Here is a 14,835-nt window from a genome sequence, read left to right on the forward strand (position 1 = left end):
TGGTGAATGTTGTTGTCTTGCCATAGTTGGACTCCTTTCGTTATAAAAATCATACGGGAAATCCAACTTAGAAACAATGATTTTTTTGTCTTAATTTATGGGTTCATTATAATGTTCGGATGATGGATTTATTGATTTCAGAGCATGGCTGATCGCACAGGGAAAAAATATCTATATGGCAGCACTGGAGAATCCGGATTCTTTAGCAAAGGTAGAAAAGTATGGAGATTGTGCATTTGAAGCACTTAATTATGTTGGGGATGAAGCCTATCATGAACTGACCGGACGGAGTGCTTATGAAGATTGCACACCGGAAATGGAAGAAAGGGTGCTGGAGGAAATATCCGGGGAGATTAAATATCATCCCCTGATTGAGTATCCATTGCAGCCACCGGATGTGGTTACAGTATATCCCGAAATAGGTGACATAATTATGAAAACGCATGGTATCCGCTTTTTCAGCAAAGATTCTTCCATTTGGAATACTTCACTGCCGGAGCTGAAAGCAATGGTAGAAAAAGGGGCAGTTGAGGTGCGGAAACTTAAAAAGGCGAAACAAAAAAATAGGGATAAACCCCAAAAGCAAAACGATCCATCCAGATAGCGATAATAGGTAGTTTGCACGATCTGAGGAAGAAAATCTTGTTGCATTCTGTGAATAGCTTTCTCAGCCGAAAATGGTATAGTGTAGTGCTTGATAGAACACAATGAATAAGAAGGGAGCGGAGCAGTATGCACGTACAATTAGAAGAACTGTGGATGGATGCCATAGAAATGAAAGTGGGCGAGCAGATTGTAAATTATCTGAGAAAAGAACACCCGGAATACCAGGATATAGAAAAACGGCAGGAGAAACTGATCAGAGATTATCCAATGTTACTGAAAGCGGTAGATGGGGATGGAGCAGTTACTTTAAACGAAAAAGAACACTATGCTTTAAAAGAATACCTGTCTAATCAGGATGACATGGAGCGTCTGGAAAAGGAATATCACTATTATTATGGACAATCCAATGTATTTTCTTACGGGCGGATGTTAAGAAGCATCCAGAAGGAGATCAATCCGGATGGAGATATGGCAAGAAAGAAAAAACTGGCGGATATGCTGATAGAGGCAAGGACCAGCGATGCAGAGATGGAATTCCTGAAGAAAGATGAAGAATATCAGAAAAGGCGGGAAAAATCGCTGCAGCAGGATAAAATCCTAAAATCTATGAATCCACCCAAGGATATCATGGATCAGGTTGACCTGCTTACCTGCTCCATCAATGATTGCTGGAGCCGATACGCCGATTTGATCTACCAGTATGCGCTGGAAGATATCCTGGCATTTCTGATAGAAAGGCAGGGGCTGTGATGGGAAAAGAATGCAGTGATGAGGAATCATAAAAATCCGACTCAGTACAATCAAATCCCGCACCATGATACGGAAAGTTTTAAATGATGGCAGGCAGGCTTTTTCAAAAAGTCCTGGCTGCCGCTTTTTTTGGAAACTTTAACCAGCTGGGGAAAAAATCCCCGCCGCCGGCAGGCACTCCCTTTCCCGGCAGGTTTTCCACAGCGGGTGTTCAAAGAACCCCACAGTTTCAAAAATTAAATAGAAGGGATGTGATCCTATGATTATAGGAATTGACCATGGCTATTATGCCATGAAAACCCCGCATATCTGTTTCCCAACAGGACTGTCCCGGTATGACTATGAGCCATACACGATGCAGAACGTGCTGCAGTATGCGGGGAATTATTATGTCTGTGGTACCGGACGCCAGACGCTTATGAAAGATAAGACCGCCAATGATAATTATTATCTGCTGACTATGGCAGCACTGGCACAGGAGATTGAATACCGCCGGGCAGAGAGAAAAGGAAAGATTATCCTCGCAGCCGGATTGCCGCTTGCAGGTTTTGGAAGGGAAAAGACGGCTTTCCGGCAGTATCTGTTCCGGAAGGAGCAGCCGCTTTGTTTCCGATACGAAAATGAAGCGTATGAACTGACAATTGAGGATGTGAAACTGTTCCCCCAGGGCTATTCTGCGCTTGCTCTCCATCCGGAATACGTCCGGGATGAGCCGTCTGTTCTTTTGGTGGACATTGGCGGCTGGACTGTGGACCTGATGAGGCTGGATAATACTGTTCCTAATGCGGCTACCTGCCGCAGCCTTGAGCTTGGCGTTATCCGCTGTATCGATGAAACGATGGAACAGGTGCGCAGGAGTACCGGGCTGTCTGTGACAGATATCCAGATCGAGCGTGTCCTGAATGGAAACAGCTGCAGCCTGGATCCGAAAGCCAAAGAGATCATCCAGAAAAATGGGCGCAGTTATACAGAGAGAATCCTGTCTGCCATTATGGAGGCAGGCTTTGACCTGCGGGCAATCCCCTCCGTTTTTATGGGCGGCGGATCCACCATCGTAAGACGCCACGTGACACCGCAGGACGGGCTTTGTAGGGCTTTTTACCTAACGGACGTAAAAGCCAACGCTGCCGGATATGAACGGATTGTGGGGCAGATGTGCGCGAGGTGAGCCGCCCCGTTTTTTCGTTCCGTCCGACACTGGATGATCCGGAGCATAAACGGGCATGGGAAATCCTGCAGGGTGTTCCTAATGGACAAAAAAATGCTTTTCTGGTTCAGGCAATCTTACAGTCTGCGGACAGTGAAAAAATGGTGGTGATGATCCGCCAGGTGATCCGGGAAGAACTCCAGAATATGCATTTTGTGTCTGAGAACCCGGTGCAGGCAGAAGCAGATGAAATTCCGGCGCAGATGCTGGATTTTCTTTTTGCGATGGAGGATGGGATGTAAAGGAGGTGGTGCTGTTTTGAAAGTATAGATACATCTATGTATTGTTGGTTATGCAATGATCTTGGAGCCGATGTTTGTTGGGTATTGTGAATAGCTTTGTATGCATCTTTGGAGTATGGTGTGTATAACAAAACGAAAGGAGAAAGCGCAGATGGAGATGAAGAACATATGCGGCAGGATCCCGGTAGAACTCCATGCGAAGGTCAGAGGGGAGATCGAACAGCGTGGGATCAGCACACCAGAATTTCTGCAACAGGTAATCGAAGAACATTTTATGGAAAAAGGAGTGGACCAGATGGCAGCAAGAACAATCGCAGTACAGGTAACAGAGGAATTATTCGGAAGGCTCAAAGCAGTAGTCGCATGGAAGGGATGCAAACAGAAGGATTTTCTTATAAGCATCATCGAGAAAGCAGTCAGGGAAATAGAGGACGAGCAGGAGAATGCGAGAAGGGAAAGAGAAATTGCGGCGTCCCAGCAGGAAGATGCAGAAGGGGCTGAGGAAGAACCAGAGGGCATCGAAGAAGAACCGGAGGGTGCCGGGGAAGAACCGGAAGAAACTGAGGAAGAACCGGAAACCGGAGAAGTGGAGGTGACCGAAGAATCTGAAGCAGTGTTGCCAGACGGGAAACCAGAGGATACTGGAGCAGAGCTGGATGAACCAGAAGGAAATGATGAGGGTGAAGAACTGGTAGGAGCATAATCAGCAGATACATGGAAAACAGCAGATCAGAAACAGAGAAAACGGTGTGGCAGACAGCCATGCCGTTTTTTTTCAGAAAGGAGGCGGATAGCCGGAACGATTCGATTTTTTGATTTATTCAGCGGAATCGGTGGATTCCGTGAAGGGCTTAAGCGTGCCGGGGGCTTTGAATGTGTCGGACACTGCGAAATGGACTCTTATGCGGACACGAACTACCGAAGGCTGTTCGATACGGAAGGGGAGTGGTATTGTGACGATGCAAGAAAAATTGAAACAGGAGCCATGCCGGACTTTGATCTATTATGCGCAGGATTTCCTTGCCAGGCTTTCTCCATCGCTGGAAAACGTGGAGGCTTTGGCGATGCCAGAGGAACCCTGTTCTTTGAAGCTGCCAGACTGGTTGCAGACAAACGACCTGCGTATTTTCTCCTTGAGAATGTTCCCGGACTCTTATCGCATGACAAAGGGAGGACGTTTCACACCATCCTCGGCACGTTTTCTGAGCTGGGGTACCATGTCGAATGGAAGGTGCTTAACAGCAAGGATTTTGGAGTCCCGCAGTCAAGAAAGCGGGTGTATCTTATCGGATATCTTGATGGAAGATGTGCCGGAAAAATATTACCTGTCCCAGTACCAAACGGAGCAGCTCTTATACAAATCCTTGCAGGAAGCCAGGGAAAAAGAGTCTACGATCCCGCCGGAGTAAGCTGCACGCTTACTTCACAGGCCGGGGGCATGGGAGGTAAGACCGGGCTTTATGAAGTGGGGATCCCAATCAAGGAGAATACGAAAAAAGGATACAAGATGGCATACCCCGGTGACAGCATTGACCTTGGGTATGCGAACTTAAACACCCGCAGGGGGAGAGTCGGGCATGAGATCGCCCATACACTGACAACGGAGAGCCAGCAGGGAACGGTTCACTTTGTGGACCTGTCTGTTCCGCCGCTTGTGACGGAACATGCCCGCTGTCTGAATACAAGGCAGGATTCCAGTATCCATAAGCATAAGGGAGAGAGTTCCGGTGTCCTTGTTGAGACAGGACCGAGGGCAATCCTGACACCGGACAGGCTTAAGAAAAGGCAGAATGGCCGGAGGATGAAAGAGCCGGAGGAACCGATGTTTACGATCACGGCTACAGACCGCCATGGCATTGTTTATCATGGACGGATCCGCAGGCTGATCCCCAGGGAATGTCTGCGGCTGCAGGGCTATTATGACAGCCAGATCGACCGGATGATCGCGGGTATGTCTGACAGGCAGCTTTACAAGCAGGCTGGGAATGGCGTGACTGTGACGGTTGTCGAAGCCATTGGCAGGAACCTGAAAGCGGTGGACGAAGAACTAAGACTGGAGGATGCTGTTTATGTCGATTGATCTTCGGGATCAGTATTTTGGTACAGAGATTGAGATGACGGGCATCACCAGACTGCGTGCGGCAAAGGCTGTTGCACAAATGTTTGGTACAGACTATTACCACAGGACTTCGTATGATTCGTGGTGTGTGCGTGACCAGCAGGGAAAGGAATGGAAGTTCTCAAGGGATGGCAGTATCCATACTGAAAAAAAAGAGGCAGGCCGTAAAGTATGGGCAGACGGGGAGTATTCAACTGAGATGGTAAGCCCGAAACTGGAGTATTCCGAAATGGGAAAGCTGCAGGAAGTTGTCCGGTGCCTGCGCCATCATGGGGCTTTTGTCAATAGTTCCTGCGGCCAGCATGTTCATGTGGATGCCTCCAACCACACGCCAAGGAGCCTGAAGAATGCCATGACGATCATGTATTCCAAAGAAGATATCCTGTTCAAAGCACTGAAAGTGCAGACTTCCAGGGAGCGGGATTATTGCCAGAAGGTGCGCCCGGCTGTGCTGGAAAAGATCCGGAAGATGCCAAACAGCACGATTACGATGGAAAAATTTAAAAGGGCATGGTATGAGGGCGGTGATGGCAGCAATGAGCATTACAACTGGTCAAGATATTATGCTTTGAACCTGCATGCGGTGTTCTCAAAAGGGACACTGGAATGGCGCTGTTTTGAAAGCACGCTTCATGCGGGGCAGGTGCGGGCGAACATCACGCTGGCACTGGCGATCTCGGCGCAGGCCATCAACCAGAAATGCACGCAGATGAAGAAAACGGAGATATCAGAAAATCCCGCATTTACATTCCGTACATTTCTTTTAAGGCTTGGGCTGATCGGGCCGGAATATAAAAATGTCCGGGAACACCTTTTGAAGAATCTGGAAGGTGACCGGGCGTGGCGTTATGACAAGAGCCAGTATGCCTGCTTACAGCAAAGAAACCGGGGGCAGGAACCCCGGTAACATGACAATGAAATAGAAAACAAACAGAACCTGCCGGATAGAGAACCCTCTTTCCGGCTTATTTTTTGAAAGGATGAACAGATCATGAAAATGAAAAGAAATATGAAACGTATCGTATCCGGCTTGCTGGCTGCGGTAACGATCCTCTCCGGAGCCTTATCACCTTTGGCTGCCTCTGCTGCAGAAACAGGCCAGGAGGAAAAGAAGCCCCCGGTGTATGAGGAAGTCAAAGACCAGCTGGATGAGGATGAAGTGGTTACGGCACATGACTATGAGGTGGAGGTCGGCAGTGATTTTGACATTACTTTTGATTTTACGGGCATCGACATCATCGATGAAAACAAAGTAAAAGTCACATTTGAAGAAGCGAAAAATACAAAAGGGGAAGATTTTTCCACAGACCATGCCGATACCTATAAAGCGGTCTATTATGTGGAGCCACAGACTACGGATCATCCTGTTTACCAGATCAGCCGAAACGTGTCAGTAAAGGATACAGGAGCCGTCTTACGCAGCAGCGTGGAAACAGAGCCTGAGAGCCAGGACGCAGGGCAGACAGAAGAATCCCAGGATGACGGGGAAGATGCCTCGCAGACGGAAAGCCAGGAGACAGAACAACAGACAGAGCTACAGACGGAACCGCAGACAGACGGTGAGCCGGATAGTTCATTGCAGACAGAGGGATTAACGGAGACAGAGCTGGATGAAGCACTTGAAGAAGCGGAAACGCAGGATACTGTGGATGAGGAAAGCGGTCTGTCTGTTTCCGATGTTATGGAGCAGGCCGTGGAGGAAGAAGTCGGGCTGTTTTCGCTTGAAGCAGGGGAGAGCGTTACCTTTATGGCTTCTGCGAGAGCCAATACCGGGAATTTAAGTGTAACGGTAACAAAAGGCTCCTGGTATTATTATGCAGATTATGGCCTTGGCACTTATCTGACCTGCCCATACACGGTTCAGTTTGGAAATATCACTGCAACCGCTTATTGTGTGCAGCCATCCAAGCCGGGACCGGGAGATGGCGTGTACACGATCAACAAGCTCTCGGATGGAAAGACGCTGGCAAAAGTATGCTATTACGGAACGAAAGCCAGTGGTGAGAATGGGTTCTTTGATGAGAAACATCCGGATTTTTCCACAGGAAAACGCTTTATCATTACCCATCTGGCGGCTGCTTATGCCAATGGAAGCGGTGACGCTTTTTCTGGTACGAATTCCACCGGACAGGCGCTGGCAATGGAACTTTACAATTACTGTGTGAGCCAGCCGGATATCCCGGATGTAGCGATGTCCTTCTCTGATGCGGATGTGACCGCATATATTGACGGAAATTCGCAGCGGACAAAAGAGATCACATTTAAAGCGGATGCGCTGCAGACGATCACCATGAAGTTGCCGGAAGGCGTCAAATTCCATAACGTAACGACCGGAAAGACCAGTGCGGCAGGCGCAAGCGTGGAAGTAAGCGGCGGTACAAAGTTCTATCTTTCCGCACCGCTGACACAGGCAGAGGATGTAAAGGATGCCTGGAGCGTTACGATGAAGGGAAGCATCACCAAGGATTTCAGTGCTTATAAGATCACCACCGGATCCGGCACACAGGACCTGGCCCTTGTATTTGGCGAGGGTGTGGATGATGAAAAATATGTAGATTTCAAAGTGAGCTGGGTAAAGGTGGCAACCGTTGAGATCATTAAAAAGGACAGCCAGACAGGAAACGGGCTTGCAGGTGCTGTATATGGCATTTACAGTGACAAAGACTGTACGAAGCTGATCGCCCAAATGCCGGCCACTGACAGCAATGGCGCTTCCAGCCTGATGATTACAAAGACACAGGACACCGTATATCTGAAAGAGATTTCTGTCCCAGCCGGGTATCTGATCGATACCAAGGCGTATGGCGTAAAACTTGTGCTTGGGAAGACTGTCACACAGAATGTGACGGATGAGCGTGTCAGAGGCACGATCCATCTGGTAAAGAAAGATAAAGAAACAGGGGAAGTGACACAGGGCGATGCGGTCTTTGAGGGTGCAGTATATGGACTGTTTGCCCGTGAGGATATCGTGCATCCGGATGGAAAGACAGGCGTCCTCTATAAAGCAGGTACCCAGATTACCACACTGACTGTGGACGCAAAGGGAAATGCATCCGTGGAGGACCTGTACCTCGGAAAATATTATGTGAAAGAGCTTACCCCTCCGGTTGGATACCTTGCGGATGAAAAAGAGCATGATATCGATGTAAACTATGAGGGTGACAAGGTGAAAACCGTGGAACGTACCGCAGAATCCCCGGAACAGGTGATCAAGCAGCCGTTCCAGGTGATCAAAGCGGCGAATAATGGCAAGACGGATGCGGATCTTTTATCCGGCGCCGGATTTTCCGCATACCTTGTAAGCAGCCTGAAAACCAAAGCGGACGGTTCCTATGATTTTGCATCCGCAGAGCCGATCGTGCTGACCGCAGATGGAAAAACAGAGATGTTTACCGATGAAAAGGGCTATGCATGCTCGATCCCAATCCCTTATGGGACTTATATCGTGCGTGAGACAACAACCCCGCATAACTTCACCCCGGTGGATGATTTTATGGTGACGATATCGGAGAATAAAACCGAACCGCAGATCTGGCGGGTACTGCTGGACGATGAGTTCGAAGCGAAGTTAAAGATCATCAAGAAAGACGATGAGACCAAACAGCCTGTGCTGGTTCCTAATACGGAATTTAAGGTCTACGATCTGGATAACGGGAAATATGTGGAACAGGTAACAACATATCCGCATACCACCGTGCATAAATCCTATTTTACCAATGAGGAAGGATACCTGATCCTGCCGGAGAACCTGCAGCCGGGAAATTACCGGATCGAGGAAGTGACAGCCCCGGACGGATATACGTTAAATACAGGCTATGTAGAAATCAAAGTGGATTCCAATACCGCATATCAGGTGGATGGCGTGAGCAAAGATGCCATCATCGAAGTGGCCTATGAGAACCATCCGGCAAAGGGTGAACTTGTCATCCATAAGGATGGGGAAGTGCTGTCCGGATTTGATAAGGATTTCCACTATGAGGCGGCAGACCTTGCAGGCGCTGTATTTAAGGTATACGCTGCAGAGGATATCTACACCGCAGACCATCAGACTGGGGAATCCGGGAACCGCAATCTGGAGTATGCTTCCGGCACTCTGGTAGCGACCGTGACAACAGACGGGGAAGGTAAGGCAGTGATAGAGGACCTGCCGCTTGGAAAATACCGGATCGAAGAAGTGACTGCGCCAGAAGGCTATGTCCTGAATGCTTCTTCAAAGGAAGTGGAGTTTGTCTATGAAGGGCAGGACACCCCGGTCATTACAGAAACTGCAGAGTTTACCAATGACAGGCAGAAAGTCAGCATCACGGTAGAGAAGCAGGACGCAGAAAACGGAGCGGTTATAGCGGGAGCCGAGTTCGGCCTTTATAATGCAGAGGATATCGTATCCGGTGACAAGATTCTCGTAATAGCAGACACCCTTCTGGAAACGGTAACCAGTGATGAAAAAGGACAGGCAGCCTTTACGCTTGATCTGCCGCTCGGAAAGTATTATGTGAAAGAACTGGCAGCGCCGGCCGGATTCGTATCTTCGGATGAAATCCTCACCTTTGACGCTTCCTATCAGGGACAGGATATCCCGGTCGTGAAACTGGAATCCGTAAAGAAGAATGAGCCGACAACGGTCGAGATCACGAAATCGGATATCACCACAGGCGTGGAACTTTCCGGCGCATCCCTATCTGTCATCGATAAAGACGGAAATACGGTTGACAGCTGGGTATCCGTAAAAGATGAGCCACATGTCATTAAGCGTCTGACAGCTGGAGAGACCTATACACTGCGCGAATCCTTTGCGCCGTTCGGTTACCTGAAAACAACGGATATCACTTTTACAGTGGAAGATACAGCCGAGATCCAGAAAGTGGAGATGAAGGATGAGGTGCCAACGGCAACGCTGATTGTCAATAAAAAGGGAGAATTCCTTGACAGTGTGACATTAGTCAGCCAGGTAAAGGGAGTTGTAGAGCATATCTTTAACTATATTACCGGGAACCTGACGGATGTTACTTTTGAAATCTACGCAGCTGAGGATATCAAAGCAGCCGATGGCGTCAGTGAAGATCATTATAAAAAGGATGAACTGGTTGAGACGGTTACAACCGATGAAATGGGTATCGCAAAAGTGGAGAACCTGCCTGTCGGAAAATACTATGTGGTTGAAGTCGGCACAGCTTATGGCTATGTGTTGGATGGGGAACCGAGATATGTGGACCTTACTTACCGTGACCAGGATACCCCGGTCGTAGTATATGATGAGGACTGGCAGAACAACAGACAGAGGGCGGTCGTGTCCGTATTAAAGAAAGAAAAGGACAGCGACCGTGTGCTGGAGGGAGCGATCTTCGGGCTTTACACGAAAGAAGATATCCTGTCTGCATCGGGGAAAGTCCTGATCGAAGCAGATACAGTCATTGAACTGAAGTCTACGGACGCAGAAGGGAAGATTACCTTTGTAGCAGATCTCCCGGTAGATGGAAAATATTATGTGAAAGAGTTCTATGCCCCGGCTGGTTTCGCAACGACAGATGAGGTAAAAGAATTCACGTTTGAATATCAGGGCGAGGATACAGCGGAAATTTCCTATGCATTTACTTTTGAGGATGAGCCGACCACTGTGGAGGTCACAAAATCGGATTTAACCACCGGGGAGGAACTGCCGGGGGCAAAGCTTCAGGTGGTTGACGAATCCGGTAAAATCGTGGATGAATGGGTGTCTGAAAAAGAACCCCATGTGATCAAAGAACTGGCAGCCGGCAAGACTTACACACTGGTCGAAACGAAACCTGCGGATGGATATGTGACAGCAGAACGTGTTGAATTTACCATTGAGGATACCGTGGAGATCCAGAAAGTCAAGATGGAGGACGATGTAACCAAAGTGGAGATCAGCAAGACGGATATCACCGGAAAGAAAGAACTGCCGGGAGCGAAGCTGACGATCCTCAACAGTGAAGGAAAGGTAGTGGAGAGCTGGGTATCTTCCGATAAGCCGCATTATATTGAAAAACTGCCAATCGGCACATACACTCTGCGTGAGGAACAGGCGCCGGATGGTTATCTGGTAGCCGAGGATATTACCTTTGAAGTGAAAGATACCGCTGAAATCCAGAAAGTTATCATGAAGGATGAGGCAAAGCCAACCGATGTGCCGAAAACAGGGGATGAGACGAACCTCTGGATCCCGGCCATCCTGATGCTTTTGTCTGCAGCCGGATTAGCCGGATTTGCGGTAAGCAGAAGAAAGAAGAAGCGTAAAAATGGTTAACAGCCATGAACCGATGGGAGCCTGCCATGATGCGGGCTCCTATATTTTAAACAAAAATCAGAAAGAAGGTGGCAGATTGGCAGAGAAACTGTATTTTGCCTATGGCAGCAATATGAACCTGGATCAGATGGACTTTCGGTGTCCGGCCGCAGAGGTAGTGGGAAATGTCCGGCTGGATGATTACCGCCTTGCTTTCTGCAGCCAGAATCCTGAAAGCGGCGTGGCAACGATCCTGCCGGAAAAGGGCAGCCATGTGGATGGCGTTTTATGGAGGATCACCGGGGCGTGTGAAAAGAGCCTGAACCGGTATGAAGGATATCCGTACCTGTATGGGAAGAAAACCATCCATGTCAGGGCAGAAGATGGAACCGCCTATAAGTGCATGGTGTATGTCATGAATGTACCCCATAAAGACTACCCGGCCCGGCCATCGGATTTTTATCTGCATGGGATCATAGAGGGGTGCAAACAGAATGGGATTCCAACGGAGCCGATCATGGATGCCGTATGCCGGACAGAAAAGGAAGTGAAAGCCAGGAATGCAAAAAGCAGGAAAAAGGGATGGGAGCGGTGATCCATGCAGATATCAGGCTTTCATCCGCTGGCTCCTACAGTTGCTCCTGATTCTGGTTTTTTGTACCAGCGCGGGGATCCTGTATTATCACATGGTAGCTGTACCGGAAGAAAACCGGGAACTGGCAGAGACACTGAAGGATGATTTTCCGGGAGAACATCTTCCGGAGGAAACCTCCGGGGAAGGACAGCCAGCTGGGGAAAAAAGCACTGTGCCGCCCCTCGTGGATCTCGCAGCCTTACAGGAACAATACCCGGATGTGAAAGGGTGGCTTGCAATCCCAGACACAGGCATCGATTATCCTGTCCTCCAGGGCAGTGCGGATGAGCCGGAATATTATCTGCGCCGGAATTATAAAGGCGAATCAGATATCAATGGGAGCCTGTTTCTGCAATGGAACTGCGATGTCCGGGAAGGGGAGAATCTTGTCATATATGGGCATAACATGAACAGCGGTGTAATGTTCGGGAACCTTGACAGATATGCATCTTACGACTACTGCAAGGAACATCCGACTGTTCTTTTCCAGACTATGGGTGGCGTATCTGTCTATACTGTCGTGACAGTCCTGAAAGCAGATGTCTCTATGTTCCCATTCCAGCAGGTTTCTTTTCAGGAACCAAACGGGCTTTTTTCCTATATTGCGCAGGCAAAAGACCTGGAACTGTTCGACAATGGGAAAAATCCTGCAGCGGATGACGTGAAACAGGTGCTTACGCTGGTAACGTGTTCGTATGAATGGAATGGTGCCAGGAACATCGTAGTGGCTGTTCGGGAACCCGGTTCTTAACATCTGCAGGAATCTCTCTATGGGAGATGTATTACTGTCCTGTGCTTGATGGATAAAAATAAAGAATATAAGAAATAAAAATGTCAGTAAGGCGGGATATGTCCGGGATCAGGATGTATCCCGCCTTTTATAAAAAGAAAGGTTGGGATTTGATTATGAAACGATTATATACAGCAGAATCTGTCACGGAAGGGCATCCGGATAAACTGTGCGACCTGATCGCAGACAGCATTCTGGATGAGTGTTTGAAGTTTGATCCGGAATCAAGGGTAGCCTGTGAAGTGCTGGCAACCAAAGGGATGATCCTGGCAGCCGGGGAGATTACCAGTACCCATGAACCGTATGTGTTTGGGATTATGAAAAAGGTGCTTTCGGATGTGGGATACTGTGCGGATAACATCCAGATGGATGCGCTGATCCACCAGCAGAGTCCGGATATTGCAAGAGCCGTGGAGTGTTCGAGGGAGAAACGCTGCGGCCTTCCGCCCAACCAGCCAGGCTGGGAGAATGGCGCCGGGGATCAGGGCGTGATGATCGGCTATGCCTGTGACGAGACGCCGCAGTTTCTGCCGATGCCCGTGGTACTGGCGAACCGGATTGTCCGGGAACTGGCGGCAAGCAGGCGGAGCCATTTTATTGAGGGGATCCTGCCGGATGGAAAGGCACAGGTAACAGTGGAATATGAGGATGGCAGGCCAGTCCGTCTGGACAGTGTGGTCGTGTCCTGCCAGCATACAAAGGATAAGAACCTGAAGAAGCTGGAGCAGGAGATCAGGAACAAGGTGCTGACTCCAGCTCTGCGGCTGCTTCCTGCGGATGAAGATACGGCTGTTTACATCAATCCGTCAGGGAGATTTGTCTGCGGCGGACTGGATGCGGATACCGGCCTTACCGGACGGAAACTGATGGTGGATACTTATGGCAGTATTGTTCCGCATGGCGGCGGGGCTTTCTCTGGAAAAGACTGTTCGAAAGTAGACCGCTCCGGCGCATATATGGCCAGGTATATTGCCAAGAACATGGTAGCCGCCGGCCTTGCCAGCCGATGCCAGGTGTCCCTTGCTTACGCCATCGGCGTGGCACAGCCGGTCATGGTGCAGGTGGATACTTTTGGAACAGGAAAAATCTGTGCGGATGACTGTCTTGCAGCGGCGATCCCATTGGTGTTCGCCCTGACACCGAACCAGATCATGGATACGCTGCGTTTAAAGCGGCCGATCTTTAAACAGACTGCGGTATATGGGCATTTTGGAAGAAAGGAATTTCCGTGGGAGCGGACAGATAAGGTGGAAGCACTGCGGAATACTGTCATGTAATGCCATGGGTCAGTGAAGAACAGATCCAGGAACTGAAGAAGATCCGGGCGTATGAGTATCTGAGGGAGAACCAGCCTTACCGTCTTAAGAAAACCAGGACGGTCAATGAATGGGAACTGACGGATCATGACAGCTTCAAGATTAACGAAGTAACCAGCAAATGGCACTGGAAATCGAGGGATATCGGTGGCATCAGTGCCCTGCGGTTTCTGACACAGGTAGATGGGTGTAGTTTTATGGAAGCGGTCAGTCTGCTGCAGGAAGGAAATTATATCTGTATCCCGCAGGAAGTTCCGCCACCGGAGAGGAAACCGTTTGTGCTGCCGGAAAAGAACATGAACAACCGCAGGATTCTGCAATACCTGTCCGGGAGAGGCATCAGCGAGGCCGCCATCCGGTACTGCCTGAGATTGGGAATCCTCTATGAGAGCAGACCATATCATAACGCTGTGTTCGTTGGACGGGATGAAAACGGGAAAGCCCGGTATGCTTTTCTTCGAGGGATTTATGATAATGGGAAAAAATCCTTTAAGATTGAGCAGGAAGGAAGTGAAAAAGCGTATGCGTTTTGTGTGCCTCCCCAAAAGGATTCCAAGCGGGTAGCGGTTTATGAAGCCTGTATTGACGCACTGGCCCATCTGACGTTGGAGGGCGGCAGTCTGGATAAATACCGTCTGGAGCTTGGCGGGATCAGCGCCCCAAAAGAGGGGGAAGTGTACCGGGAGATGAAGAATCCGCCTGCGTTGGAGTATTTTCTATCAAAGCATCCGGAGATTGAAGAAATCGAGATCTGTACGGATAACGATTTTGCAGGGCGATGGGCATGTGCCAATCTAAAAAAAGCCTACGGAGCTGCCTATCGGATCATAGAGAACCTGCCACAGATCGAAGGGGCGGACTATGCGGATCTGGCGAAGATGAAAAAGGAAGAAAAGAAAAAGGTGCGTACAGCACCGGAGAGGTAGG

At 49.1% G+C, this 14,835-nt stretch carries 11 protein-coding genes and 1 pseudogene; all 12 read left to right on the plus strand.

Going from position 1 to position 14,835, the window contains the following annotated elements; genetic code table 11:
• Positions 1 to 124: 124 nt before the first annotated feature.
• Positions 125 to 604: pseudogene (locus ACTNB8_RS09760) on the plus strand (DUF4240 domain-containing protein); the annotation flags it as partial.
• A 128-nt stretch (positions 605 to 732) separates the two neighbouring features.
• Positions 733 to 1,356, plus strand: coding sequence for a hypothetical protein (locus ACTNB8_RS09765; protein ID WP_441054232.1), 624 nt, complete (start codon positions 733 to 735; stop codon positions 1,354 to 1,356).
• Positions 1,357 to 1,615: 259 nt separating this feature from the next.
• Positions 1,616 to 2,524, plus strand: coding sequence for a ParM/StbA family protein (locus ACTNB8_RS09770; RefSeq protein ID WP_441054234.1), 909 nt, complete (start codon positions 1,616 to 1,618; stop codon positions 2,522 to 2,524).
• Positions 2,521 to 2,805, plus strand: coding sequence for a plasmid segregation centromere-binding protein ParR (locus ACTNB8_RS09775; RefSeq protein WP_441054236.1), 285 nt, complete (start codon positions 2,521 to 2,523; stop codon positions 2,803 to 2,805). The genes ACTNB8_RS09770 and ACTNB8_RS09775 overlap by 4 nt, the downstream gene beginning before the upstream one ends.
• A 151-nt stretch (positions 2,806 to 2,956) precedes the next feature.
• Complete coding sequence (locus ACTNB8_RS09780) at positions 2,957 to 3,508, plus strand: hypothetical protein (RefSeq protein ID WP_441054238.1); 552 nt, start codon at positions 2,957 to 2,959, stop codon at positions 3,506 to 3,508.
• A gap of 87 nt (positions 3,509 to 3,595) precedes the next feature.
• Positions 3,596 to 4,885, plus strand: coding sequence for a DNA (cytosine-5-)-methyltransferase (dcm, locus tag ACTNB8_RS09785; protein ID WP_441054320.1), 1,290 nt, complete (start codon positions 3,596 to 3,598; stop codon positions 4,883 to 4,885).
• Positions 4,875 to 5,831, plus strand: a complete 957-nt coding sequence (locus tag ACTNB8_RS09790; protein ID WP_441054240.1) for an amidoligase family protein — start codon at positions 4,875 to 4,877, stop codon at positions 5,829 to 5,831. Before dcm ends, ACTNB8_RS09790 begins: the two co-directional genes overlap by 11 nt.
• Positions 5,832 to 5,915: 84 nt before the next feature.
• Positions 5,916 to 11,189 carry a SpaA isopeptide-forming pilin-related protein gene (locus ACTNB8_RS09795; RefSeq protein WP_441054242.1) on the plus strand — a complete coding sequence of 1,758 codons (5,274 nt, stop codon included), beginning with the start codon at positions 5,916 to 5,918 and terminating at the stop codon, positions 11,187 to 11,189.
• Positions 11,182 to 11,763: a gamma-glutamylcyclotransferase family protein gene (locus ACTNB8_RS09800; protein ID WP_441054244.1), complete on the plus strand. Its 582-nt coding sequence runs from the start codon at positions 11,182 to 11,184 to the stop codon at positions 11,761 to 11,763. The genes ACTNB8_RS09795 and ACTNB8_RS09800 overlap by 8 nt, the downstream gene beginning before the upstream one ends.
• Positions 11,729 to 12,553: a class B sortase gene (locus ACTNB8_RS09805; RefSeq protein WP_441054246.1), complete on the plus strand. Its 825-nt coding sequence runs from the start codon at positions 11,729 to 11,731 to the stop codon at positions 12,551 to 12,553. Before ACTNB8_RS09800 ends, ACTNB8_RS09805 begins: the two co-directional genes overlap by 35 nt.
• A 155-nt stretch (positions 12,554 to 12,708) precedes the next feature.
• Positions 12,709 to 13,869 (plus strand): methionine adenosyltransferase, encoded by a 1,161-nt coding sequence (metK, locus tag ACTNB8_RS09810; RefSeq protein ID WP_195549152.1) that lies wholly within the window; start codon positions 12,709 to 12,711, stop codon positions 13,867 to 13,869.
• Positions 13,869 to 14,834: a DUF3991 domain-containing protein gene (locus tag ACTNB8_RS09815; protein WP_441054248.1), complete on the plus strand. Its 966-nt coding sequence runs from the start codon at positions 13,869 to 13,871 to the stop codon at positions 14,832 to 14,834. Before metK ends, ACTNB8_RS09815 begins: the two co-directional genes overlap by 1 nt.
• Position 14,835: the final 1 nt, after the last annotated feature.

The sequence above is a fragment of the Blautia sp. HCP28S3_G10 genome, assembly GCF_052065235.1.
GTDB lineage: Bacteria > Bacillota > Clostridia > Lachnospirales > Lachnospiraceae > Blautia_A.

What these genes read in the sequence shown, in the direction of transcription:
- ACTNB8_RS09765 (WP_441054232.1), top strand. Translation starts at nt 733, where the DNA reads ATGCACGTACAATTAGAAGAACTGTGGATGGATGCCATAGAAATGAAA.
- ACTNB8_RS09770 (WP_441054234.1), top strand. Translation starts at nt 1,616, where the DNA reads ATGATTATAGGAATTGACCATGGCTATTATGCCATGAAAACCCCGCAT.
- ACTNB8_RS09780 (WP_441054238.1), top strand. Translation starts at nt 2,957, where the DNA reads ATGGAGATGAAGAACATATGCGGCAGGATCCCGGTAGAACTCCATGCG.
- ACTNB8_RS09790 (WP_441054240.1), top strand. Translation starts at nt 4,875, where the DNA reads ATGTCGATTGATCTTCGGGATCAGTATTTTGGTACAGAGATTGAGATG.
- ACTNB8_RS09795 (WP_441054242.1), top strand. Translation starts at nt 5,916, where the DNA reads ATGAAAATGAAAAGAAATATGAAACGTATCGTATCCGGCTTGCTGGCT.
- ACTNB8_RS09800 (WP_441054244.1), top strand. Translation starts at nt 11,182, where the DNA reads ATGGTTAACAGCCATGAACCGATGGGAGCCTGCCATGATGCGGGCTCC.
- ACTNB8_RS09805 (WP_441054246.1), top strand. Translation starts at nt 11,729, where the DNA reads ATGCAAAAAGCAGGAAAAAGGGATGGGAGCGGTGATCCATGCAGATAT.
- metK (WP_195549152.1), top strand. Translation starts at nt 12,709, where the DNA reads ATGAAACGATTATATACAGCAGAATCTGTCACGGAAGGGCATCCGGAT.
- ACTNB8_RS09815 (WP_441054248.1), top strand. Translation starts at nt 13,869, where the DNA reads ATGCCATGGGTCAGTGAAGAACAGATCCAGGAACTGAAGAAGATCCGG.